The 23,282-nt window shown below is 34.2% G+C and carries 22 protein-coding genes and 1 pseudogene; 15 read left to right on the forward strand and 8 right to left on the reverse strand.

From position 1 onward, the window contains the following. Positions 1-41 precede the first annotated feature (41 nt). The 4 genes from ACFX5E_RS10445 to ACFX5E_RS10460 all read left to right on the forward strand — a co-directional run bounded on the left by ACFX5E_RS10445 (position 42) and on the right by ACFX5E_RS10460 (position 4,009). Positions 42-854, forward strand: coding sequence for a UbiA prenyltransferase family protein (locus ACFX5E_RS10445; protein ID WP_379855133.1), 813 nt, complete (start codon positions 42-44; stop codon positions 852-854). Between the two features lie 476 nt (positions 855-1,330). Beyond that, on the forward strand, positions 1,331-1,612 hold the full coding sequence (locus ACFX5E_RS10450) for a hypothetical protein (protein ID WP_379855134.1): 282 nt from the start codon (positions 1,331-1,333) through the stop codon (positions 1,610-1,612). 208 nt (positions 1,613-1,820) lie between these two features. After that, positions 1,821-3,038, forward strand: coding sequence for a hypothetical protein (locus ACFX5E_RS10455; RefSeq protein ID WP_379855135.1), 1,218 nt, complete (start codon positions 1,821-1,823; stop codon positions 3,036-3,038). A 101-nt stretch (positions 3,039-3,139) separates the two neighbouring features. Further along, entirely contained in the window at positions 3,140-4,009 is an 870-nt protein-coding gene (locus tag ACFX5E_RS10460) for a hypothetical protein (protein ID WP_379855136.1), read from the forward strand. Positions 4,010-4,154: 145 nt separating this feature from the next. Here the strand turns inward: ACFX5E_RS10460 and ACFX5E_RS10465 are convergent. From ACFX5E_RS10465 to ACFX5E_RS10480, 4 genes and pseudogenes are all read right to left on the reverse strand, one after another. Further along, positions 4,155-4,970 (reverse strand): annotated as a pseudogene (locus ACFX5E_RS10465) (M3 family metallopeptidase); the annotation flags it as partial. 4 nt (positions 4,971-4,974) lie between these two features. Continuing rightward, on the reverse strand, positions 4,975-5,427 hold the full coding sequence (locus ACFX5E_RS10470; protein WP_379855137.1) for an SRPBCC family protein: 453 nt from the start codon (positions 5,425-5,427) through the stop codon (positions 4,975-4,977). A gap of 5 nt (positions 5,428-5,432) precedes the next feature. Continuing rightward, positions 5,433-6,140: a YqjF family protein gene (locus tag ACFX5E_RS10475; RefSeq protein ID WP_379855138.1), complete on the reverse strand. Its 708-nt coding sequence runs from the start codon at positions 6,138-6,140 to the stop codon at positions 5,433-5,435. Between the two features lie 70 nt (positions 6,141-6,210). Beyond that, complete coding sequence (locus tag ACFX5E_RS10480; RefSeq protein ID WP_379855139.1) at positions 6,211-8,238, reverse strand: M3 family metallopeptidase; 2,028 nt, start codon at positions 8,236-8,238, stop codon at positions 6,211-6,213. Positions 8,239-8,453: 215 nt separating this feature from the next. Here ACFX5E_RS10480 and ACFX5E_RS10485 point away from each other — a divergent pair, with 215 nt between their 5' ends. After that, entirely contained in the window at positions 8,454-9,122 is a 669-nt protein-coding gene (locus ACFX5E_RS10485) for a hypothetical protein (protein ID WP_379855140.1), read from the forward strand. Positions 9,123-9,171: 49 nt separating this feature from the next. On the opposite strand, the gene purE is transcribed toward ACFX5E_RS10485, so the two are convergent. The 4 genes from purE to ACFX5E_RS10505 all read right to left on the reverse strand — a co-directional run bounded on the left by purE (position 9,172) and on the right by ACFX5E_RS10505 (position 14,486). Beyond that, positions 9,172-9,654: a 5-(carboxyamino)imidazole ribonucleotide mutase gene (purE, locus tag ACFX5E_RS10490; protein ID WP_379855141.1), complete on the reverse strand. Its 483-nt coding sequence runs from the start codon at positions 9,652-9,654 to the stop codon at positions 9,172-9,174. Positions 9,655-9,737: 83 nt separating this feature from the next. Next, entirely contained in the window at positions 9,738-10,913 is a 1,176-nt protein-coding gene (locus tag ACFX5E_RS10495; RefSeq protein ID WP_379855142.1) for a 5-(carboxyamino)imidazole ribonucleotide synthase, read from the reverse strand. 114 nt (positions 10,914-11,027) lie between these two features. After that, positions 11,028-12,671, reverse strand: a complete 1,644-nt coding sequence (locus ACFX5E_RS10500; protein WP_379855143.1) for a DUF1501 domain-containing protein — start codon at positions 12,669-12,671, stop codon at positions 11,028-11,030. 162 nt (positions 12,672-12,833) lie between these two features. Beyond that, on the reverse strand, positions 12,834-14,486 hold the full coding sequence (locus tag ACFX5E_RS10505) for a DUF1800 family protein (RefSeq protein ID WP_379855144.1): 1,653 nt from the start codon (positions 14,484-14,486) through the stop codon (positions 12,834-12,836). Between the two features lie 267 nt (positions 14,487-14,753). Here ACFX5E_RS10505 and hpt point away from each other — a divergent pair, with 267 nt between their 5' ends. The 10 genes from hpt to ACFX5E_RS10555 all read left to right on the forward strand — a co-directional run bounded on the left by hpt (position 14,754) and on the right by ACFX5E_RS10555 (position 23,239). Beyond that, the gene (gene hpt / locus ACFX5E_RS10510; RefSeq protein ID WP_379855145.1) at positions 14,754-15,284 is read left to right on the forward strand and encodes a hypoxanthine phosphoribosyltransferase; all 531 of its coding nucleotides are present in this window, start codon (positions 14,754-14,756) and stop codon (positions 15,282-15,284) included. Between the two features lie 15 nt (positions 15,285-15,299). Further along, positions 15,300-15,872: an adenylate kinase gene (locus tag ACFX5E_RS10515; protein WP_379855146.1), complete on the forward strand. Its 573-nt coding sequence runs from the start codon at positions 15,300-15,302 to the stop codon at positions 15,870-15,872. 151 nt (positions 15,873-16,023) lie between these two features. Beyond that, positions 16,024-17,298, forward strand: coding sequence for a hemolysin family protein (locus tag ACFX5E_RS10520; protein WP_379855147.1), 1,275 nt, complete (start codon positions 16,024-16,026; stop codon positions 17,296-17,298). A gap of 71 nt (positions 17,299-17,369) precedes the next feature. Continuing rightward, the gene (gene obgE, locus ACFX5E_RS10525; RefSeq protein WP_379855148.1) at positions 17,370-18,371 is read left to right on the forward strand and encodes a GTPase ObgE; all 1,002 of its coding nucleotides are present in this window, start codon (positions 17,370-17,372) and stop codon (positions 18,369-18,371) included. Between the two features lie 122 nt (positions 18,372-18,493). After that, positions 18,494-19,186 (forward strand): tetratricopeptide repeat protein, encoded by a 693-nt coding sequence (locus ACFX5E_RS10530; RefSeq protein ID WP_379855149.1) that lies wholly within the window; start codon positions 18,494-18,496, stop codon positions 19,184-19,186. A 67-nt stretch (positions 19,187-19,253) separates the two neighbouring features. Further along, entirely contained in the window at positions 19,254-20,609 is a 1,356-nt protein-coding gene (locus tag ACFX5E_RS10535) for a UDP-N-acetylmuramate--L-alanine ligase (RefSeq protein ID WP_379855150.1), read from the forward strand. Between the two features lie 18 nt (positions 20,610-20,627). Continuing rightward, complete coding sequence (locus tag ACFX5E_RS10540; RefSeq protein ID WP_379855151.1) at positions 20,628-21,086, forward strand: GNAT family N-acetyltransferase; 459 nt, start codon at positions 20,628-20,630, stop codon at positions 21,084-21,086. A gap of 11 nt (positions 21,087-21,097) precedes the next feature. Further along, complete coding sequence (gene radC / locus ACFX5E_RS10545; protein WP_379855152.1) at positions 21,098-21,793, forward strand: RadC family protein; 696 nt, start codon at positions 21,098-21,100, stop codon at positions 21,791-21,793. A 10-nt stretch (positions 21,794-21,803) separates the two neighbouring features. Beyond that, positions 21,804-22,493 (forward strand): YjjG family noncanonical pyrimidine nucleotidase, encoded by a 690-nt coding sequence (locus ACFX5E_RS10550; protein WP_379855153.1) that lies wholly within the window; start codon positions 21,804-21,806, stop codon positions 22,491-22,493. 2 nt (positions 22,494-22,495) lie between these two features. Further along, on the forward strand, positions 22,496-23,239 hold the full coding sequence (locus ACFX5E_RS10555) for a hypothetical protein (RefSeq protein WP_379855154.1): 744 nt from the start codon (positions 22,496-22,498) through the stop codon (positions 23,237-23,239). Positions 23,240-23,282 lie beyond the last annotated feature (43 nt).

The raw sequence follows: 23,282 nt of genomic DNA on the forward strand, positions 1-23,282 counted from the left end.
ACTAAATGATGGATTTGTTCACAATTGACTAATTTTGTTTAATGAAGATATTTAATCAAATATTTAATTTTTACATAAATTGCAGCATTCACGTTGCTTTATCCTGCTATTTTCTGGTCAGGATGACGCAACACATGTTCCACATTTCTTCTGATGAGCCGATTGCTGATTTTGCTTTTTTTGGAACAATTGTAGGATATAATTTTGTAAAATATGATGCGTTGGCCAGGACAAAAAAATTGCAAATGCGCACCGAGTTAAAAACAATTGCAATATTTAGTTTTTTTGCGCTTCTTTTGGTTGGTTTTTATTTTTTTCAACTGCAAAGGATTACCCAAATTGTTTCAGTTGCTTTTTTGAGTATCACTTTGTTATATACGCTTCCGTTTTTTCCAAATAGGAAGAATGCCAGAAATTGGGCTGGTGTAAAAATTTATATTGTGGCTTTGTGCTGGGTTGGTGTGACTTTAGGTTTGCCAATTTTGAATGCAGGAATCCCTATTACTTCCGATTTCTATCTAAAGTGCATACAGCGGTTTATCTTAATTTTTGTCTTGGTTCTTATTTTTGAAATTATTGATTTGGCAAATGATGATCCGCATCTGAAAACCGTCCCGCAACAAATAGGAGTGAAGCGAACCAAAATATTGGGAATGCTGCTTTTGATTCCGTTTTATTTTCTGGAATTTTTGAAAAGTAATTTTGATGAGAAACAATTAATTGTCAATTTGATTATAGTTCTTTTGATTTCGTTATTTCTGCTTTTCTCCAATGAAAAACGCGCTAAATATTACACTTCTTTTTGGGTCGAAAGTGTGCCTATTATTTGGTGGCTGATGGTGGTTTTCTTTTAATAAAAAAATCGAAGTATTGTTACTTCCATATTCCTTACTTGAGGTGTCTTTTGAAACAGAAAAAGACGCCGGTCTTGTTTTTTTATTCCTTTTTTCTTTCTGATATTCTTTTAATGTAGAAACGTACTGTTTATTAGATAGCTAGCTTTAGGTGAAATTCAGACCCTTTAGAGTTTATCATGCCCTTTCTCTACAGAAATAGGAAATTAAGGCCTTGACTGCCTGTTTGAATTTGGCGATCCAATGTGTTATTATCAGCTTTTTTTAAGTACGATAAATAATCTTTTATTGACGTAATACAATTTTTATCGATGTAATACAAAAAACAGGTGTTTTTACGCTATTTCATTGTTTTGTAATGTCTTAAGTTTGGTATGTAATATTACAAAAACAAAGGTGGAGTCCAGAACCGCTTTAAAAAACGGGGGCGAATCTAAAAAGCCTTATGAGTAGATTTAATTTAAAACATAAAAAAAATGGCAATCAAAATAGAAGGAGGAGCTGTGTCTCTACAAAATGACGTAAAAGTAAAAGCAACTGTTGATACAATTAATTTTCCAGATGCTAATCGTGTAAATGGTAGGGTGCCTGCAAATTCAGTAGGTGTTATGACTTTAAAAAGTCCTCCAGATACTAAAAATTTCAAAAATGGTGATACATTGAATTATAGAGATAGTAATAATAACAATGATGCTTCACTAGCTGTCAAAAGTGTAGTTGGTCCATCAAAATATAATATCCTGAAAACTAGTGTTTAATTAAAGGAGGTGTTTATATCGCTGTATTGCACTTGTTCCCAAAAGAAAAATTTTCTAATGCAGCTATTAGAATTGCAGGTTTGAAAAAGTAAATTAATTGCCGAAAAGCAATTTAATTGATAAAACAGTGGAGTCCAGAAACCACTTAAATAAACGGGGCGGAAGCTGAAAAGCCTTAAGAGTAGGTGTAAATTAAATACAATTAATTATGTCAACAACCCCATTAACACAAGAATTGGAATCTAACGCCAATACACTGAACGCACCAGTGGCGTCAAATGAAGCTATGGATACGCTAACTGCGCAATGGTATAATGCAATGATAACTGGTCTGGGACTGAGTGATCAACAGTTTCAACTTTATCAAGGACCCAACTCTATGGTGAAAACTTCACAAGATATGTGGAATCTGTTTAATGCTGTTCCGCCTACTTCAGTTAATAATTACCTAGATCCTAGTCAGGCAAATAATTTTGCTCCAGATTACGATTTGATCCTTAGCGCACTTATTACAAACCCAGATACTGACTTTCAGAATTGTATGGGAGATTATTATTCAAAGTGGCAATCATATTTTGCTGATAATGATCCGAAAACTTGGGATGCACAAGGAATATCCGATCTTTTTAATAAATGGGCGATGAAAAATGCTCCTTCAAAAACATCATGTGTTTCAGGGTTGACAAAAGCATTTATTAATCCGATAAATATTGCTAATAACATGTTTGACTCAGCTAAAGGCAGTTATGCATGGAATAGAACAATTGATGGATTGCAAACGGCATTAGCTGGAGGTGCTTCAAAATCATTTACAATGAGCAGTAATACCCAAAGTTCGGATGTAAAACATACTTGGGCAGGCGGAGGTACTTCAGTTATTTTTGACCTATTCTCTTTTGGTGGTGATGCGTCCTATGACGATCTTTCTAGCAAAGCAACTTCATCAGGAGTTGAAATTTCGGCAGAATTCACAAAAGTCACAACTTTTGCTGCGGGGCCTTATGCACAGACAGATGCTAATAATCCTATTTTGGCCGATTATTCTCCATGGTATTCTAGTGCTTCATTAGCGAAAGCCTATACTACTAAAGATAATACGGTATGGAATAATCAGAATCCAACTACTTGGGATACAGCATTTGGGACTAATGGTTTTCTTCAAAGAATGGCCAGTGCTATAGTTGTTGCAGACGGAATCGAGATTACTATGAGTTCCAGTACTAGTTATAGTAGCTCAGAACAAACTCAAATATTAGCAGCTGCTAAGGTAGGATTATGGCCGTTTTTCAGTGCTTCTGGAAGTGGTGGTACAACTACAGAGGTTACTTTTAATGATTTTGGGGCATTTACAAGTGTTACTAAAATAGCTTCGGGTAACCCACAAATTTTAGGGGTAATACAATCCTCAATGGAATCTATTTTTTAATAGTTCATTTTTTAAAAGGGCTGTCTTAAATTTTTGAGACAGCCCTTTTTTGCGTTTTACGCATCTCAAGAAAGATATATAAAATTTTAAGAAAGTTCATTATGCTAATAAAAAGAAGTCTAAATTATTTTCGGATATTATTGTTATGTTCCTGTCAGTTTGCTTTAGGACAGACTAATGATTTAGAAAAAAAGAGTATTGAATATTTGCATCAAACGCTGTCTACTCGTTTACATCTTAATAGTAATCAGTTAAAGCTATATCCAGATAGTGCTACAATTGGAAATACATCTAGTTGGTTATGGAGTGTTTTTGATGCGATGACAGTATCTAATGGGATTTATTACGATCCTGCTCAGTATAATAGCTTTAATGTTGACTATAGTTCTATTCTTTATGAATCTAAAACGTCAAGTTGTCTGAGTCAAACCTGTAGTTTAGACCAAGCCATTTTAAAATATACTTCAGATAGCACACATGTTTGGAATAAGACGATAGACGACCTGAACGCTGAGTTAAAATTTAGCGATTCATTGACATTTATTTCAGACACTACAATTGTTGTTTATTCAGATGATGGTGATATTATAGAAAACGATACAATTCAAATAAAAGTAAATTTCAATCATCTTTTAGTGTTTTATTCTTATCCTTACTCCCAAAAAAATTCGCTAAATCCGCAGTTGCAATTCTATAGTCCTTGGTACACGCCATGCATATTACAGGAGGCATATCGGAATGAAAACTACTGCATGCTAAGTAAAGATGATTGGGATTCCGCATTTGGACCCAAAGGGTATATGCAACAAGTTTGTGAAGCTTTAATTATTGTTGATGGCGGTAATTATGAAATTACTATTTCTAGTGGGACTTTAAAGTTTTTTAAAAATACCATAATTAATTCTCCAATTCTTTTTGGCGTTTTGATGTATTCTAAAAAGGATTTATATAATGACATAAACAAGTTATGACTTTTATTAAAAGATTTAGATCATTTAAAACACAATGTAAAACACGAAGAGGTACTAAATAATGAAAACTTATTGTTTCTGGAATAAAAAAACCGAAACTCTCACTCCGGTTTCTAATGATCTAAAAATCTAATTGTCCAATAATCTAAACCAATCCTGCTCTCTTTAGCAAAGCTTCTGGCGAAGGCTCTTGACCTCTAAAGCGTTTGTACAAAATCATTGGATGTTCGGTTCCGCCTTTAGAAAGCACATTTTCCTTGAATTTTGTAGCCACTTCTTTATCAAAAATTCCTTTTTCCTGAAAATAAGCAAAGGCATCGGCATCCAGCGCTTCCTCCCATTTGTAACTGTAATAACCAGAAGAATAACCGACTTGAAAAATATGCGAAAAAGCGGTACTCATCGCGTTTTCTTTCACGTCAGGATACAATTGGGTGTCCGCAAATTGTTTGTTTTCAAAAGTTTTGATATCTTTAATATTAGATTGATCCTGCGCGTGCCAACCCATATCCAACAATCCAAAACTCAATTGACCCATAGTTGCCATTCCTTCCTGAAAACTTGCGCTTTCCTTGATTTTATGAACCAATTCCATTGGAATCATTTCGTCAGTCTGATAATGATAGGCAAACAAAGCTAACGCTTCCGGCTCATAACAACAGTTTTCTAAAATCTGACTCGGCAATTCCACGAAATCCCGATAGGAATTCGTTCCAGACAAACTCGGATAAGTGGTGTTTGCTAAAATCCCGTGTAAAGAGTGACCAAATTCATGAAACAAAGTCGTTATTTCATTAAAAGTTAATAAAGATGGTTTGGTTTCTGACGGTTTGGTAAAATTACAAACGTTAGAAATATGGGGTCTTTCGTTTATGCCGTCTTTAATATATTGTGATTTAGAAGAGGTCATCCAAGCACCATTGCGTTTGCCTTTTCGTGGAAAAAAATAGGCGTAAAAAATGGTTTTACTGTTTTTCTGATAAAATTCTCAGTATTTTATTTCTCTCTATTAGAAAATTAAGCAAATGAGTTTTTAGAAATAAATAATCAAATACTTTTCCAAATACTCCATAAGGTACTTCGTAATATAATTTGTCTTTCATAATTGTCAGACCATTTTTTTCTGTAAAAAAATGTTCATGTCGAAAAGATTTAAAGTGACCTTCTTCCATTTCATCAACAAAATAGTCAGATACATTCATCGCCGTTATTCTACTTTTATGTTTTAAATAAATTCCAAAATGTTTACCTCGCCAAGTTACGGTTTCATTGAAATTTATTAATCCGGATGTTATACCTTCAATTGCGGTCTCGTGCGTCGGACTCGCAGATTGCTGGTGGACATCAATATTTCGGGATAAGTCAAAAACAGATTGACGTGGTGCGTTTATTCTTGTGATAATTTTTATTACAGTCATTAAAATTAGATTTTTCGTTTGTCTTCAATGGTGATCTTCGAGCCAATAGCAAGAAAGACGGATGTTGGTTTTAACTCTCTAATAAATGCAAATTCCGGCCCGTAAACAGTCTCAAAATCTATTTCAGATGTATTGTTAATTACTTCAAGTTGCTGCCATCTCGGATGGGTAACTTGGTATTCAAAAGTTTCCTTTTCGTTGATTTTGGTGTAGCCAAAGTAATGCTCAGTGATAAACTCTGCTTCAGAGTCTACCTCAATAGGGATGGGATTTTTATTGGTTTCTACGTGAATGGTGTTCCAAATGCCTTTTACTTTCCATTGGTATATAAATTCGCGGGAGCTTTCATTAACTTTCAAATTGTGTTTCATCGGTAACGTCTGGTATTGCTCATTGTAGAATGTATTTGCTACAAATGATATAGCGTATTTTGGAACAATTTCGCTGATAAAAACCGCGCCTCTTTTCCAAACTCCATTTTCAAAACGTCTCACATAAAACCGAAGATTTACTTCTTCAAAATCAGAATGAAAAGGAATTTTCATTCCTAAAACTCGAACATTTTCAAATAAGAAACCAATAAAGCTAACGTAACATTTGCCGTTGAAGAAATCTATTTCGGTTCCTTTGGGAACGTATTTTTGTAATATTTGAGGATTAACTTCATAATTAATCATTGCTAGATTATTCCACTCAGCTTTTAAGAAACTCATGATTTGATTGAATTAGGCATTAAAAAGAGAACCCAAAGTATTTCAACTTCGGGTTCTAAATAGTTGTTATTTAAATTAATCCTGCTCTCTTTAGCAAAGCATCCGGTGATGGTTCTTGTCCCCTAAAACGTTTGTATAATAGCATAGGTTGTTCTGTTCCGCCTTTTGATAGCACATTCTCTTTAAATTTTGTTGCCACTTCTTTATTGAAAATACCCTTTTCCTGAAAATAGGCAAAAGCATCTGCATCGAGAACTTCTGCCCATTTATAACTGTAATATCCTGAAGAATATCCGCCTTGAAAAATATGTGAAAACGAAACACTCATGCAATTCTCGGCTACATCTGGAAATAAAGTAGTGTTTTCGAAAGCAGCTTTTTCAAAAGCTTTTACATCCGTAATTCCGTTTGGATTGTTACTGTGAAAAGCCATGTCCAATAATCCAAAGCTGATTTGACGTAACGTTGCCATTCCTTCTTGAAAGCTGGCACTTTCTTTAATTTTCTCCACATATTCCTGCGGGATAATTTCTCCGGTTTGATAATGATTGGCAAATAAAGCTAAGGCTTCCGGCTCATAACACCAGTTTTCCATAATCTGGCTTGGCAATTCCACAAAGTCCCAATACACCGAAGTTCCAGATAAACTAGGATACGTTGTATTGGCTAACATGCCGTGTAAGCCGTGACCAAATTCATGAAACAAAGTCGTTACTTCATTAAATGTCAATAAAGAAGGTTTGGTTTCTGTTGGCTTTGTAAAATTACAAACATTAGAAATATGTGGTCTTTCGTTTTTACCATCTTTAATATATTGTGATTTAAAAGAGGTCATCCAGGCACCATTACGTTTGCCTTTTCTTGGAAAAAAATCAGCATAAAAAATGGCAACTAGATGGTTGTTTTCATCTTTTACTTCGTAAGTCGTAACTTCATTATGGTATTTATCGATGTCGAAAATTTCCGTAAATGTAATTCCGTATAATTTCTGAGCAACTGTAAATGCTCCGTTCAAAACTTTTTCTAATTGAAAATACGGCTTTAGTTTTTCATCATCTAAATTGAATAATTTTTGTTTTAACTTTTCAGAATAATAAGCGCCGTCCCATTTTTCTAAATGGTCGATGCCGTCCAATTCTTTTGCGAAAGCGGTAAGTTCAGTAAATTCTCTTAGGGCTCCGAGTTTTGCTTTAACTAATAAATCATCCAAAAACGATTTTACTTTATCTGGATTTTGTGCCATTCTCTCTTCCAAAACAAAATGGGAATGGGTTTCGTAACCCAGTAAATGAGCTCTTTCGTAACGCAATTTGGCGATTTTCAGTACATTTTCCTGATTGTCGTATTCATTGTTCTTGAATGCTTTTTTTCCGGCTGCAATGGCAATTTCTTTTCGAAGTTCCCTGCTATCAGCATAAGTTACAAAAGGAATATAACTTGGAAAATCCAACGTAAAAATCCAGCCTGTTATATTCTTAGATTTAGCCAATGATTCGGCTGCTTCTATAGTTCCTTCTGGCAGTCCTTTTAGATCGGCCTCGTCGGTAATAATTAATTCATAGTTATTGGTTTCTGCCAAAACATTTTCGCCGTAAGTCAGTTTTAGTTTGGCTAATTCGGTATCAATTTCGCGCAAGCGTATTTTTTTATCTTCAGAAAGTAACGCTCCGTTTCTAGAGAAATTTTTAAATTTTTTATCTAATAATGTAGCTTGTTCAGGCGTTAAAGTTAAACTGTCTTTTTGCTCAAAAACTGATTTTACCCTTTTGAATAAATCGGCATTCAGCGTAATGTCATTGCTGAATTCTGTCAGCAATGGCGAAACTTCTTGTGCGATTTTCTGCATTTCGTCTGAGGTTTCTGCCGAGTTCAAATTGAAGAATATACTAGATAATCGGTCTAGTGCATTTCCAGAAAAATCCAAGGCTTCTATAGTGTTTCCGAATGTTGGGGATTCTGGATTATTTACAATTGCATCAATTTCTGCCTTTGCAGCCGAAATGTTTTCAATAAAAGAGGGCTTGTAATCTTCCAATTTTATTTGTGAAAATGGAGCAGTATCGTATTTAGTATTGAAATGTTGAGTAAGAATTTTCATTGTAGAGTCGTTAATTATCATTAATTGAAATGTAATATTTTTCAATATACAAATGTAGGTATTTATTAAAAAAAAATGAGGTTTCTAAACGGATTGATTAACTGTTAAACTTTATAAAACGTCAGTTTGTCTTGTGGTTAAAAAGGCCTACATTGTAAAAAATGGCGGGATATTAAGTCCATTAATTATAATAAAGCTAATAAATTAAGTGCGATATGAAATATCAAGTTACAATAAAAAGTGCCTTTAGTGTCGATGAAATTGAAGACTATTGGACCGATGAAGATTTTATAAAATTACTGGAAAAATTCGATTATCCTGATGCGGAAGGAGATACTGCTAGTTTAAAAGAATTATTGTTTATGGCAATTTCTGATTTTGAACCTAAAGAAGCCGCTGTAATCGTATTGACTTATAAATTATCAGAACAATTGAATGAAGGACAAATTCAACAGATTTCTAATGACATGTTTTTAGATAAAGTTTGCGAAGAATATCCGGAAATTGGTTTGCATTCTAAACTGTTTCATGTCAATCAATTGCTTTTCAAGGCGTACAACGGAAAATTTCCTAATGCCAAAGCTACTATTGTAAAATGCAGTTTCACTCCTTTGGAGGATGAAAATGTCAAAGAGTTGACCAAGGAAGATGTCTTAAAGTTGTTAAACAAAGGATTATCTGAAAGTACGCTTATCAAAAGATTGTTTGATCAAGCGATGACTCAAAACGCTCCATTTCCAGAAGCAGAGGATATACTTTGGGATATAACGACAACGGATAATATCGATTTCACTATTGTCACATCTGAATATTGGTTAAATAGAGATGATATTATCGCTTCAGAATTTGAAGGCATTATCGAAGAATCAGTTATCGAAGAATAAAAAATTCGTGATTTGAACGAAAAAAAGCTCCAATAAGGAGCTTTTTTTGTTATTTATTCAGAGTTTCGGAGGCAATATTTACTGCCTCTTTCAATCCTGTTTTATACAATATTATTCGGTCAAGAATAGTTTTGTTGTGGCTTCCTATGATTTGAGCGGCAAGAATTCCGGCATTTTTTGCTCCGTTTAATGCAACTGTTGCGACCGGAACGCCTCCTGGCATTTGAAGAATGGACAAAATGCTATCCCATCCATCAATAGAATTGCTTGATTTTATCGGAACACCAATTACAGGAAGAGGTGACATAGAAGCTACCATTCCAGGTAAATGAGCGGCACCGCCAGCACCGGCTATAATAACGGTAATCCCACGATGATGTGCGTTTTTACTGAAGTCAAATAATTTTTCGGGGGTTCTGTGTGCGGAAACAATATCAACTTCTGTTTGGATATCAAATGCTTTTAAGATGTCTATCGCTTCTTGCATTACAGGCATATCTGATATGCTTCCCATTATTACGGCTACTTTCATATTAGCCCCCTAACCCCCGAAGGGGGAATTCCTACTAGGGGTGAGTAGGGTTTTTATTTAATTATTTTATTTTTTGAAAGACCTTAAACTCCCACTTCGGGGGTCGGGGGGCTGATCACTCTAATCGTATTCTTTACATCTTCAGCAATTCTTCGTGCTTCGTTAATATCTTCATTTACGATGGTAACATGTCCCATTTTTCTAAAGGGACGCGTTTGTTTCTTTCCATAAATGTGTGGCGTAACACCGTCCCATCCTAATATTTTTTCAATGTTTTCATAGATTACAGCTCCAGAAAAACCTTCTTCACCAACCAAATTTACCATAATTCCAGCTACTTTGCTGTCTGTATTTCCAAGCGGCAAATTAAGAATCGCACGCAGATGGTTTTCAAATTGGGAAGTATAACTGGCTTCAATTGAATAATGTCCCGAATTGTGCGGACGAGGAGCGACTTCATTTATCAAGATTTCATCATCCTCCGTTTGAAACATTTCAACGGCCAATAATCCTACGTGATTGAATTTTTCAGAAACGGTTAAGGCAATTGCTCTTGCTTTTTCGGCAACTTTATCATCAATTCGGGCAGGACAAATGACATATTCTACTTGGTTTGCTTCAGGGTGAAATTCCATTTCAACCACAGGATATGTTTTAATGTCTCCGGATGGATTGCGGCAAACAATAACTGCTAATTCATTTTTGAAAGGAACCATTTCTTCAGCAATGCATTCTACATTAGCTAAATTGTCTAAATCCGATATTTGTCTAATTACTTTAACGCCATTTCCGTCGTAGCCAAATTCAGTACATTTCCATACGAAAGGTAATTTTAGTTTGGAATCAAGAATGTCAACAACAACACTTTTTAAATTTGGGAATCGCTTGTAATTTGCGGTTGGTATAGCATGTTGTATATAAAAATCTTTTTGAATCCCTTTGTTTTGAATAAGTTTTAGTGTTTTAGGCGAGGGATAAACTTTCAATCCTTCATCTTCTAGTTTTGCTAAAGCTTCAAGATTAACCAGCTCGATTTCAAAAGTCAAAACATCAACTAACTTTCCAAAATTGTAAACGGTTTCAAAATTCATTAAGTCGCCTTTGAAAAAATGGTCACAGGCTATTTTGCAGGGTGCTTCATCGCTTGGATCAAGTACATAAGTTTGTATGTCGAATTTTCGGGTATCAAATAACAGCATTTTGCCGAGTTGTCCGCCACCGAGAATTCCCAGTTTAAAATCAGAAGAAAAATAATTCATCGTTGTATTGAAATTTATCTGTAAAATTGATTTTACAAAGATACTTTTAAAAGAGTAATAACAAAAAAATACGAGTTGTAAAATGGTCAGATAAGTATTTCACTATTCCAAATATTATCTTCTCACAATTATTTTTTTGGAAAAATTCCCGTTGGCAGTCTCGATTTTTAAATTATAAAATCCTGTCGCTAGATTTTCAACATTGATTGAAAGCTGGCTGCTGCTTAAAGGATTTTTATATTTTCCAATAAATTTTCCGTCTATTGAATAAATCGAAACCGAATGAATGTCATTGTTATTTGGCGAATTAATGGTAATGAGTTCTGAAGTTGGATTTGGATAAACGATAACTTCGTAAGTATTTTTGAACTCGTTGACGGAAAGTAATTTGTCAGTATAACAGGTCGAATTAACTATGTTTTGAGTTTTGATTAGATCCGCTATTTTATTATTTGAAAAGCCAGTATTAGTGGTTTGATTATAAAACGTTAAATCTAATGTTTGGTTGCTTGCTCCAAACCAATCTTGAAGGATTGTACTAAAAACTCTTCTGTTATCATGCTGGACTGTTCGAACTTGATAATTATTTGCCAAAACGGCTTCAGATAAATTAATATTTGTCCCAGAGATTCCAGGATTAATGGCGCTCCCAAAAACAAACATCGGGGCGATTTCTCCGTGATCCGTACCTAAACTTGCATTTTCTCCGGCCTTTCTTCCAAATTCGGAAAAGGTAACCGCCACAACATCATTGGCCATGTTCTGATTATTTAAATCCGTGATGAACGTATTAATCGCCTCTGATATTTGAGTCAAAAGAGTGGCATGATTCCCTAAATGAGTCGTATTGTTTGCCGCTACTTGCAAGTCATGAGTATCAAATCCGCCAACTTTAACTAAATAAACTTTGGTCTGAAGGCCTCCGGAAATAAATCGCGCCACTGTTTTTAATTGATTGGATAAACTGGTATTAGGATATGTTAATGAATTAGAACCGGAATTAAAGGAACTCGAAATGCTTTGAGCATAAGAATTTGTAGAAGCATCATTATTAATTATGTATTTAATTAAACCTCCATATTCTGAATCTGGGATGTTTGCCGGCGGTTGTCCGCCTAAACCATTCACCACAGAATAAAATCCAGATAAATCTTGTCCGTTAATGTTTAAGGACATGCCGTGTTCGACTTCTCCATGAAAACCGAGTGAATTGTCACTACTGCCAAGTTGAATTCCTAAAGGAAAATTTGAATTTAAATATTCAGCATAAAAATTCTCAAGAAATCGTCCTGTCCATCCACTATCCAAATTATTATTGGCCATAGTGCCATCTCCTCCGGTTAACCATAAATCGGTTGATTTAAAATGGGATTTGTCTTGTGATGGGTAGCCAACGCCTTGAATAATCCTCATAAATCCTTTGTCATATAGGCTTTTAAATCCAGAGAGAGAAGGATGTAATCCTACTTGATTGGCTATCGTCAAGGTTGAGTCAAGATTAATTATGCCATTTGTCATTCCAACATTATTAAGTTTAATGTTAGGTCGCAATGTCGCGTATGTATCATATTGATTGATAGGTACAATGGTGTTTAATCCATCATTAGCCCCGGATAGTTGAATTAAAACTATTTTTTTTGAGCTGGAATCAGGACAGCTTGTCATGCCTGTTGATTTGAAAAGTGCAAAGACTTCTGTAGGCAATAATGAAAGTGCGCTAGCAGTTGAAGTCAATTTAATGAAATTTCTTCTTTTCATGATATTTGTTGTTTTGTTATTAATGAATGAAATAAACTAAACAGTATAGATTCGGGGTCTATTAATATTTGGGTCGCTAAATTAATTTTTGACAATACTTAAGCATTTAAGATTTAAGTTCTCTTAAGTATTTTGATTGTTAAATAGAAATTTTAAATAATACTAAAACATTTGAGATTCGGGAGCTCTTAATATTTTGGTAACTAATAGCTTTAGTCGAGACTCGACTACCGAGCTATTATTGGTGCTAATAAAATTATTCCAGGATTCAGTCCAATAATAATTAGAAAGACCTTGCAGAAGAAATGAATTCATAAAGTAGTTAATACGATCAGAGTCGGCTTCCTGAGCGAAAAGTGCGTTGCACAGTTCAGAAGTTAATGTAAAGGAATTCGAAGGATTTGATACAATTCCAGTGTTTTTTAGCAGATCTGAAATATTTATTTTAGTGGCAATATTACTGTTGCCACTAATCCTGTTTACCCCGTCTAGTAATGATTCTCCTAACCTGTATTTTGCGATTAACGTTGAAGATGAAATCCAAGTTTTATCAAAATCAGGAGCCTGATAATAGGCAGCATGTCCGGCAACACTTTCAGGTTCAAATAGAATCATGTTGGAACGTACAAAAAAGCTATTGTTGACGAAATTCCACCAAAAAACATTGTAAAAGTTTAATGGATTTGAAGCAGGGTCTGGAATTGCGGCTTTTAAATAAGTGCATATTTCGGATAGTTGCTGGAGGGGGGATTTTACTATTCCGCCAATAGTTTCGTCGGTAGTATTGCTGTCATCCAAATCGTAAAAATGCTGACTTTCTAATAATTTTCGAATTATGGGCACAATTTCATAGCTGTTGTCATAGAGATTTTGCGCCAGAGGAACAATAATGTCGTTTTCTACTTCCGCCGAAATATTGCTTTTTACAAAGTAGGTATATATTTTTCTACAAATATTTTTGGCTGTAGCCGGTTGGTTGAAAACCATTTCAATATAATTATCTAATTCGGTATCCATCGAAGCAGCGTCAGTTGCAGAAGCAATTATTTTGTTGTTAAAAGCACCGCTAAATGTTTTAGAACTGGTGTTGTGATCTGAGAATTGATTATACCCTTTTGGAATCCCCGTTCCAGAATCGATTATAGATCTGTCAGATTTTCTTTTAAATCCGGTTAATAGCCTTGCTGTCTGAATAATATCAGATTCCGTATAGTTCGTGTAATTTCCAGTTGCAATTTGTACGCCTTTACCAATGGTAAATAATTCTAGAAATTCGCGGGCATAATTTTCATTTGGGGAACTTTTTACATTTGAACTATTACTCAAAAAGCAAAGCATTGAATTATTAAGAGTCATTTTTTTCGCCAACTTTTTGTAATTTCCATAGGAATAAAATAAAAGCAACCGGATATAATCATAAAATTCAGTTGCTGATCCAAATACATCGGTGTTTTTAATTACTGTAAAACGGGTGGAAAGAAAATGAGAAAGCTTAAATTTTAGTGTGGGACTATTTATGGCATTATACCACCACCAGCCAGCTACAATTGTGCCTTTGCCATATTGATTGGGAAATGAAGTGGCTAAATTTGCGGATTCAGTCCAAAAACCATCTGGAGCAGTGGTTGGCAAAGGGTCATATGGTAAGTTTAATACAAGGGGATTATCAACTAATAATAGATCTAACGCTTGGGTAGGAGTTAGTTTAGAATATTGGTCTATCAAAGCCTTGGTGTAAACAAAAGTTGCTCTTCGCAACAAATGTTTAGCGTTTTTTACACCTAAAACTGTAGTATTTGGATTTAGTGAAGCCATAATTGTACGATTTTCATTATCCTTTACTTAAAGTTAGGAATAAATAAATTCAATACACTATTTTTTCGATTAACAGATTATTTTAGTCGTCTAACTGGTTGTTTTTTAGAAAATTATATGTTTTTTTTAAGATTTCAATTATAATTTTTGCAATTGCGTTATTAAGATAATTAGTGCATTCAATAGGTCAATTACAAATTAATGTCCAATTAGCAATTGTCAAATCCGAATTCTGTATCTTTGCCCATTATTTTAAACACGAAAATAATGATACAACTTCACGATAAACAATTTGTTCCGTTTATTTCTGCTAAAGAAATTGAATTTGCCATCGCAAAAATGGTTGCGCAAGTTGAAGACGATTTTGCAGATGAAACGCCTGTTTTTGTGGGTGTCTTGAATGGTGCCTTCATGGTCGTTTCTGATTTTATGAAACTTTATAAAAAACCATGCGAGGTTTCTTTTATAAAAATGGCTTCTTATGAAGGGACTTCTTCAACGGAAGAAGTTAAACAATTAATAGGACTAAATCAGGATTTAACAGGACGTACAGTTGTTGTTATTGAAGATATTGTGGATACCGGAAATACTTTGGTAGAATTAAAGGCATTATTCAAAAAACAAAATGTAAAGCATTTTAAGATAGCAACACTTTTTTTTAAACCAGAAGCATACACAAAAGACATCAAAATAGATTACGTTGGGATAAGAATTCCTAATAAATTTATTGTCGGTTATGGTTTGGACTATAATGGATTAGGAAGAAATTTACCCGAAGTATATAAACTAAAAGAATAACTACCCAACAACATTATGACTAACATTGTTTTATTTGGAAAACCAGGAGCAGGAAAAGGAACTCAAGCAGAATTTTTAAAGGGAAAGTATAAATTAACACATATATCTACTGGAGATGTATTTCGTTTTAATTTAAAAAACGATACGGAACTAGGGAAACAAGCAAGAGTTTATATGGATGCTGGCGATTTAGTGCCAGATGAATTGACTACAAAAATGCTTATCGATGAGGTAAATAAACATCCGGATACAAACGGAATTTTGTTTGACGGATATCCAAGAACGATTTCACAAGCTGAAGCTTTAGATGCATTTCTTACTTCCATTGATTCCAAAGTTGCCGCTACAATTGCGCTTGAAGCCGATGATGAAATTTTAATCCAAAGATTATTGGAAAGAGGGAAAACAAGTGGTAGAATAGACGATCAAGATGAAGAAAAAATCAGGAATCGCTATCAGGAATACAATGAAAAAACAGCTCCTTTGATGGGGTATTACAAAGAACAAGGAAAGTTTTACGCCGTAAACGGAATAGGAACAATTCAAGAGATTACGGAGCGTTTAAGTGCCGTTATTGATAATTTATAGGAGCAATCACCAGCTGTACGTTACAAGTCCTCGCTTAAAAAACTATTTTTCTAAGCCATAAAAGGAGCTTCCTCCGGTCGCTCTTTTCTATCAAGAAAAATAAGTTTTATAAGCTGCGGGCTTTTCTCTACCATCTGGGCTAAAAAAAAATATGGAAATACTCATAATATTTTTTCTAATACTATTAAATGGGGTTTTCTCCATGTCTGAAATCGCATTGATTTCGGCAAGAAAGAACAGATTAGAAACTGCTGCCAAAAAAGGAAATAAAAGTGCAAAAATCGCATTGGATTTGGCTAATTCGCCAAATAAGTTTCTGTCAACAGTACAAATAGGAATCACCCTGATCGGAATTCTTACCGGTATCTATAGCGGTGATAAAATAACTAAAGATGTAGAAGCGTTTATTAAAGGATTTGAAATGCTAACACCCTATGCGCACCCATTAGCAGTAGGAATTGTTGTTGTAATATTAACTTTTTTCTCTCTTGTCTTGGGAGAATTATTACCTAAGAGAATAGGTTTAAATCATCCTGAATCTATCGCCAAAGCAGTTGCATTGCCTATGAAAATAGTGTCAATAGTTACAGCGCCTTTTATTTGGTTGTTGACTCATTCTACAGAATTTTTACTGAATATTTTAAAAATTAAACCTACAGCTGACGGTAAAGTAACTGAGGAAGAGATAAAGGCTATTATCAAAGAAGGAACTGAAGGTGGAGAAGTTCAGGAAATAGAACAAGATATCGTGGAACGTGTTTTTCATATTGGTGATAGAAAAATAAATTCCTTAATGACCCATAGAAAATCAGTGATGTTTTTGCCATTGCATTCTAATAAGGAACAGGTTAAAGAGTTTATGCTTAAGGAATTACACTCTATTTATCCGGTATATGGAGATAATTATGATGATATTGTTGGGGTGGTAAACCTGAAAAATATTTTTGCTCATTTTGAAAATGAAAATTTCAATCTGGCAGATATAATGACGGAAGCTCCTTTTATGATGGAGCAAACTACGGCGTATATTGCTCTTGAGAATTTCAAGAAAACAGGAATTCATTATGCATTTGTTTCTGATGAATATGGTGTTTTTCAAGGTGTAATTACTTTGAATGATATTTTGGAAGCCTTGGTAGGAGATGCTTCTGATTTTTATAAAGATGATTTTCAATTAATTGAAAGAGAAGATGGTACTTGGTTAGTAGATGGTCATTATTCATTGCACGATTTTTTAACGTATTTTGAATTGGATGAATTGATAAATGATTATGAAGTAACTACGGTGAGCGGATTGATAATGACGGAGCTTTCTCATATTCCAAAGCAAGGTGAAAAGTTGATTTGGCAGAAATTTGAGTTAGAAGTCATTGATATGGATGGCGTTAAGATTGATAAAGTAATGGTGAAATCATTGCACATGTAAAAATAGTTTATAGGATTGAAGAACTCAAAATGAGTACTGAAACTATAGTTGAAAATTGAATATTAGAAAAGATGACAGAAGGGAATTTTGTAGATTACGTTAAAATATATGTTTCTTCCGGAAAAGGAGGGAAAGGATCTACGCATTTGCATAGAGAAAAATTTATTGAAAAAGGTGGGCCAGATGGTGGAGATGGTGGTCGCGGTGGACATGTTTATTTAGTTGGGAACAAAGGTCTTTGGACATTGTTTCACCTTAAATTTGCACGACATATTAAAGCCGGTAATGGTGGTGATGGCAGTGGGGACCGAAGTACAGGTGCGGATGGGGACGATAAATTCATCGAAGTGCCCCTAGGAACTGTCGTAAAAGATAAAGAAACTGGAGAAATCTTATTCGAAATCACTGATGACGGTGAAAAACAAATACTTTCTCGCGGTGGAAAAGGTGGTTTAGGAAACTGGCATTTTAGAAGTTCAACCAATCAAACGCCAAGATACTCACAACCTGGATTACCTGGAGCTGAGATGGATGTTATTCTGGAATTGAAAGTTCTGGCCGATGTAGGTTTGGTAGGTTTCCCCAATGCAGGAAAATCAACGCTACTATCAGTATTGACTTCAGCTAAACCAAAAATTGCGGATTATCCGTTTACGACACTAAAACCAAATCTTGGAATTGTAGCGTACAGAGACTTTCAGTCTTTTGTAATTGCAGATATTCCAGGAATTATTGAAGGCGCTGCTGAAGGAAAAGGATTAGGACATTATTTCTTGCGTCATATCGAGCGTAATTCAACTTTGTTATTTTTAGTACCAGTGGATACGCCGGACATTAAAGCAGAATATGATATTTTAGTTAATGAATTGACGAAATACAATCCAGAAATGCTTGACAAAGAGCGTTTGTTGGTAATTTCAAAATGCGATATGCTCGATGATGAGTTAAAGGCAGAACTAAAAGTCGAACTAGACGTCGCCTTCAAAGATGTTCCTTATATGTTTATCTCATCTGTTGCCCAACAAGGATTAACAGAATTGAAAGACAAGTTGTGGAAAATGTTGAATGACTAAGAAATAAGTTTTTATAAAAATAGAATCCGTCTCGTTATCTAATGAGGCGGATTTTTTTATAAAAAGATAAACCTTTCATAAGGTTGCTAAATTACAATTATAAATTTCCCTATTTTTGAAGTATGAAACATTTACTAGTAACCTTTTTGTTATTTCCGATGATGATGTGGGCGCAGTCCAATTTTGATACCGCAGAAAAATTATTCAAAGAAGAAAAATTTGATCAGGCACGACCTATTTTTGAAAATTTCCTAAAAAGTAATCCGTCTAATCTTAAAACTATCGAATATCTGGGAGATATTGCCGGACGAAATAAATCTTGGGATATAGCGATTGGTTATTATAAAAAACTAAAACAACTCAGGCCTTCGGAAGCCAATTATTATTATAAATATGGAGGTGTTTTAGGGATGAAAGCTACCCAAGTTAATAGATTCAAAGCACTTGGAATGATTGATGAAGTTAGAGGATCTTTTGAAAAAGCAATTGTTTTGAATTCAAAACATATTGAAGCGCGTTGGGCACTAATCGAGTTGTATATACAATTACCTGGAATTGTTGGCGGGAGTCAGTCTAAAGCCATTAAATATTCGAATGAATTAATGCGGCTTTCTCCGGTAGATGGCTATTTGTCAAGAGGGCATATTGATGAGTACTTTAAAAGATATACTTCAGCCGAACAACAATTTAAAAAAGCAGTAGTCATTAGCGGTTCAAAAATGAGCTACCAAAAGTTGGCAAATTTGTATAGAAACAAAATGAATGAGCCAGAAAAAGCTAAGATAGTTTTGGAACAATATAAAAATAAAAAATAGCAAATCAGTTAAAAGAGATGACTTTCAACTTATTTAAAAATTCAATAACCATAAATTATAAATTAAAATGCGTACACATTTTATAGCTATCGGTGGGAGTGCTATGCACAACCTTGCTTTAGCATTGCATAACAAGGGATATCAAGTGTCAGGAAGTGATGATGCTATTTTTGAACCGTCAAAATCAAGATTAGACAAAAAAGGAATTTTACCTCCAGAATTAGGTTGGTTTCCTGAAAAAATTACTCAGGATATTGAAGCAGTAATTTTAGGAATGCATGCCAAAGCCGATAATCCCGAACTATTGAAAGCACAGGAATTAGGATTAAAAATATATTCCTATCCTGAATTTCTTTACGAACAATCCAAAAATAAAACACGCGTAGTTATAGGCGGTTCTCACGGGAAAACTACTATAACTTCGATGATTTTGCACGTGATGCATTACCATGATAAAGCGGTAGATTACATGGTTGGCGCACAACTGGAAGGTTTTGATACGATGGTGCATCTCACCGAAGAAAATGATTTTATCGTTTTGGAAGGAGATGAGTATTTGTCTTCGCCAATAGACAGAAGGCCAAAATTTCATTTATACCAACCGAATATTGCTTTGATTTCCGGTATTGCTTGGGATCATATCAATGTTTTTCCAACGTATGAAAATTATGTAGAACAGTTTGAAATTTTTATTGGTAAAATCACCAATGGCGGAATTTTAGTGTACAACGAAGATGATTCTGAAGTAAAACGTGTTGCCGAAGCTGCGACTAATCCAATTCGTAAATTAGCCTATCATACCCCGAAATATAGCGTAAACGATGGTGTTACGCTGCTTGAAACTCCCGAAGGCGATATGCCAATCGAAGTTTTTGGAGCACACAATCTTAATAATTTGGCTGGAGCCAAATGGATTTGCCAAAATATGGGTGTTGATGAAGCTGATTTTTATGAAGCTATCGCCAGTTTCAAAGGCGCATCAAAACGTTTGGAAAAAATTGCGGAAAGCAAAACCAAAGTAGCTTACAAAGATTTTGCTCATTCGCCCAGTAAAGTGGCGGCAACTACAAAAGCAGTAAAAGAACAATATCCGAACAGAACTTTAGTGGCTTGTTTAGAATTGCATACCTACAGCAGCTTGAATGCTGAATTTCTTAAAGAATACGAAGGAGCGCTCGAATATGCAGATAAAGCGGTTGTGTTCTATTCGCCAGATGCTGTTAAAATAAAGCAATTGGAAGAAGTGACTTACGAACAAATCGCAAATGCATTCAACAGAAAAGATTTAATTATTTATACGAATCCAAAAGATTTTAAACACTATTTATTCAACCTGAATCTTGAGAATTCTGCCTTGTTATTAATGAGTTCCGGTAATTACGGCGGATTGAATTTTGATGGGGTAAAGGAATTAATTAAGTAATTATTCAATTGTGTAGAAATGAATGATAAAATAACGGTCAGTAAAACGAATAATGAAAACATAGATTTCGTCAATTTGGTAGCTGCATTAGATACCGGTTTGTGGGCGTGTTATCCAGAATTAAAGACAAATTATTGGGGAAATAATATCATAGAATTAAATTCTAACGTTGTGATTATTTATCTTGATAATAAAGCTGTTGCCTGCGGTTGTTTCAAGAAACAAGATGAAAATACAATTGAAATAAAACGTATGTTTGTTTCTCCTGAAGCGCGTGGTTTGGGTTTGGCGAAAAGAATATTGCAGGAATTGGAGCTTTGGGCAAAGGAATTAGGATATGGGATTTCTGTTTTAGAAACGTTGTATAAACAAAAAGAAGCTATCGGTTTGTATCAAAAAGTGGGTTATATAATTGTTGAGAATTACGAACCGTACGTGGGTTTAGAGAATAGTATTTGTATGCAGAAACAAATTTAAATTGTAAATGAATGGCCGAAAATTCCTTTTTCCCTATTACTAATTGGTCTGAAGACGACAAACCGCGTGAAAAACTAATGCTGAAAGGTAAAAGTGCTTTGAGTGATGCTGAATTGATTGCCATTTTGATTGGTTCAGGAACCCGCAATGAATCGGCAGTGGATTTGAGTAAAAGAATATTAGGAAGTGTTGGTCATAATTTGAATGCACTGGGAAAATTATCTATTTCCCAGTTGATGAATTTTAAAGGAATAGGGGAGGCTAAAGCCATTTCAATAATTGCGGCATTGGAATTAGGAAGGCGGAGAAGGGCAGAGGATGCCGTAGAGTTGATAAAGATAACGTCCAGTAGAATGATTTTTGAGATCATGCAGCCAATAATTGGAGAACTTCCTCATGAGGAGTTTTGGATTGTATATTTGAATAATTCTAATAAAATAATTTCAAAATCACAACTAAGCAAAGGCGGTATAACCGGTACTTTAGTTGATGTGAGATTAGTTTTTAAAACGGCACTTGAGATGGGAGCCACAGGTTTAATTCTTTGTCACAATCACCCTTCAGGAACATTGATTCCAAGTGAAGCTGACAAACATATTACGAAGAAGTTAAGGCTCGCGGGAGATAGTTTGGAAATAAAAGTACTAGACCATTTAATTGTAACAGAAATGAATTATTTTAGTTTTGTTGATGAAGGAATATTTTAGAAAATAAAAAATGAACAACACGAATATAAAAGATATCTTCTTTGATTTAGATCATACGCTTTGGGATTTTGATAAGAATTCTGAATTGACATTTGAAAATATCTTCAATAGAAATCATCCAACAATCGAAACTAAATTTTTCATTGAAAAATATGTTCCAATAAATCAAGCGTGTTGGAAGCTATATCAGTATGATAAAATTACGCATCATGAGTTGCGCTACAATCGGTTGAAACATTCTTTTGATGCGATCAATTATGCGATTTCTGACGAAGAGATTGAAAGTATTGCTCAGGAATACATTCAATTATTGCCTGAAAACAACCATCTTTTCGACGGAGCTTTTGAGATTTTGGATTACTTAAATCAAAAATATAAGCTCCATATTATTACCAATGGTTTTGCCGAGGTGCAATATAAAAAACTAAGCAATTCTATGATTGGAAGTTATTTTCATACAATTACCAATTCTGAAATGGCAGGAGTTAAAAAACCGAATCCTATTATTTTTGAATATGCCCTTGATTTGGCTAAAGCCAAAAAAGAAAGCAGCATTATGATTGGTGATTGCCTCGAAGCTGATGTTCAGGGTGCTCTAAATGTAGGATTAGACGCCATTTTTTTTAATGGAAGTAATGCCCAAGTCGAACAGAATATTAAACAAGTCAATCATTTGTTAGAACTAAAAAAATACTTATAATTATGAAAAAAAGAATTTTAATTTTACTGTTGTTGGTTGTTAACTATGGTTTTTCACAATCGGTAAATGATTATAAATCGGTAATAATTCCCTTGAAATTTGATTTTACTAAGACTGAAAATCAATACCGTTTGGCAACTTTATCAAAGTTTAATTTAAGTAAAGCAGGGTTTGAGGCTTATTATACTAATGAAGCAATAGGCGAGGAATTCAATAACAGATGTAGCTTGTTGTATTTTGACGTAATAAAAGAAAAATCATTTTTGACAACAAAGCTTCATATTGTTTTTAAGGACTGTAACGAGAAAATTATTTTTCAGTCCGAAACAGGAATAAGTAAAGAAAAGGATTTTCAGCTCGCTTATACCGAAGCTTTAAACAAAGCATTTGTATCGATGTTTGCTTTAAAATATAAATATAAAGGAATCGGAACAATCAATACGCAACAAGAAGTAAAAACTGGTGCAGTTCCTGTGGCAATTCCTTACAAAAGTAATAATGACACCATTATTATTGATAAAAGTAATTCCAATTTATTTTATGCTCAACCTATAACGAACGGTTTTCAATTAGTTGATAGTTCGCCAAAAGTGGTAATGAAAGTTTTTAAAACATCAAATGCCAATTGTTACATTGCTGTAAAAGGAAATACGCAAGGTGTTTTAATAGCAAAAGACAATCAGTGGTTTTTTGAGTATTATCAAAACGATAGTCTAATTTCAGAAAAAATAGAGGTTAAATTTTAAATAGTTTGTTTTTGTAGAGATGCACTGTAGTGCATCTGAGCTA

Source organism: Flavobacterium xylosi (assembly GCF_042787345.1).
Classification (GTDB): domain Bacteria; phylum Bacteroidota; class Bacteroidia; order Flavobacteriales; family Flavobacteriaceae; genus Flavobacterium; species Flavobacterium xylosi.

Excerpts from the sequence above, each read along its gene's own strand:
- ACFX5E_RS10475 (WP_379855138.1), bottom strand. The coding sequence starts at position 6,140 with ATGAGTTTCTTAAAAGCTGAGTGGAATAATCTAGCAATGATTAATTAT.
- ACFX5E_RS10535 (WP_379855150.1), top strand. The coding sequence starts at position 19,254 with ATGCGTACACATTTTATAGCTATCGGTGGGAGTGCTATGCACAACCTT.
- ACFX5E_RS10520 (WP_379855147.1), top strand. The coding sequence starts at position 16,024 with ATGGAAATACTCATAATATTTTTTCTAATACTATTAAATGGGGTTTTC.
- ACFX5E_RS10495 (WP_379855142.1), bottom strand. The coding sequence starts at position 10,913 with ATGAATTATTTTTCTTCTGATTTTAAACTGGGAATTCTCGGTGGCGGA.
- ACFX5E_RS10455 (WP_379855135.1), top strand. The coding sequence starts at position 1,821 with ATGTCAACAACCCCATTAACACAAGAATTGGAATCTAACGCCAATACA.
- ACFX5E_RS10540 (WP_379855151.1), top strand. The coding sequence starts at position 20,628 with ATGAATGATAAAATAACGGTCAGTAAAACGAATAATGAAAACATAGAT.
- purE (WP_379855141.1), bottom strand. The coding sequence starts at position 9,654 with ATGAAAGTAGCCGTAATAATGGGAAGCATATCAGATATGCCTGTAATG.
- ACFX5E_RS10555 (WP_379855154.1), top strand. The coding sequence starts at position 22,496 with ATGAAAAAAAGAATTTTAATTTTACTGTTGTTGGTTGTTAACTATGGT.
- ACFX5E_RS10460 (WP_379855136.1), top strand. The coding sequence starts at position 3,140 with ATGCTAATAAAAAGAAGTCTAAATTATTTTCGGATATTATTGTTATGT.
- ACFX5E_RS10530 (WP_379855149.1), top strand. The coding sequence starts at position 18,494 with ATGAAACATTTACTAGTAACCTTTTTGTTATTTCCGATGATGATGTGG.
- ACFX5E_RS10480 (WP_379855139.1), bottom strand. The coding sequence starts at position 8,238 with ATGAAAATTCTTACTCAACATTTCAATACTAAATACGATACTGCTCCA.
- ACFX5E_RS10450 (WP_379855134.1), top strand. The coding sequence starts at position 1,331 with ATGGCAATCAAAATAGAAGGAGGAGCTGTGTCTCTACAAAATGACGTA.
- ACFX5E_RS10505 (WP_379855144.1), bottom strand. The coding sequence starts at position 14,486 with ATGGCTTCACTAAATCCAAATACTACAGTTTTAGGTGTAAAAAACGCT.
- ACFX5E_RS10500 (WP_379855143.1), bottom strand. The coding sequence starts at position 12,671 with ATGAAAAGAAGAAATTTCATTAAATTGACTTCAACTGCTAGCGCACTT.
- obgE (WP_379855148.1), top strand. The coding sequence starts at position 17,370 with ATGACAGAAGGGAATTTTGTAGATTACGTTAAAATATATGTTTCTTCC.
- radC (WP_379855152.1), top strand. The coding sequence starts at position 21,098 with ATGGCCGAAAATTCCTTTTTCCCTATTACTAATTGGTCTGAAGACGAC.
- ACFX5E_RS10470 (WP_379855137.1), bottom strand. The coding sequence starts at position 5,427 with ATGACTGTAATAAAAATTATCACAAGAATAAACGCACCACGTCAATCT.
- ACFX5E_RS10515 (WP_379855146.1), top strand. The coding sequence starts at position 15,300 with ATGACTAACATTGTTTTATTTGGAAAACCAGGAGCAGGAAAAGGAACT.
- ACFX5E_RS10485 (WP_379855140.1), top strand. The coding sequence starts at position 8,454 with ATGAAATATCAAGTTACAATAAAAAGTGCCTTTAGTGTCGATGAAATT.
- hpt (WP_379855145.1), top strand. The coding sequence starts at position 14,754 with ATGATACAACTTCACGATAAACAATTTGTTCCGTTTATTTCTGCTAAA.
- ACFX5E_RS10445 (WP_379855133.1), top strand. The coding sequence starts at position 42 with ATGAAGATATTTAATCAAATATTTAATTTTTACATAAATTGCAGCATT.
- ACFX5E_RS10550 (WP_379855153.1), top strand. The coding sequence starts at position 21,804 with ATGAACAACACGAATATAAAAGATATCTTCTTTGATTTAGATCATACG.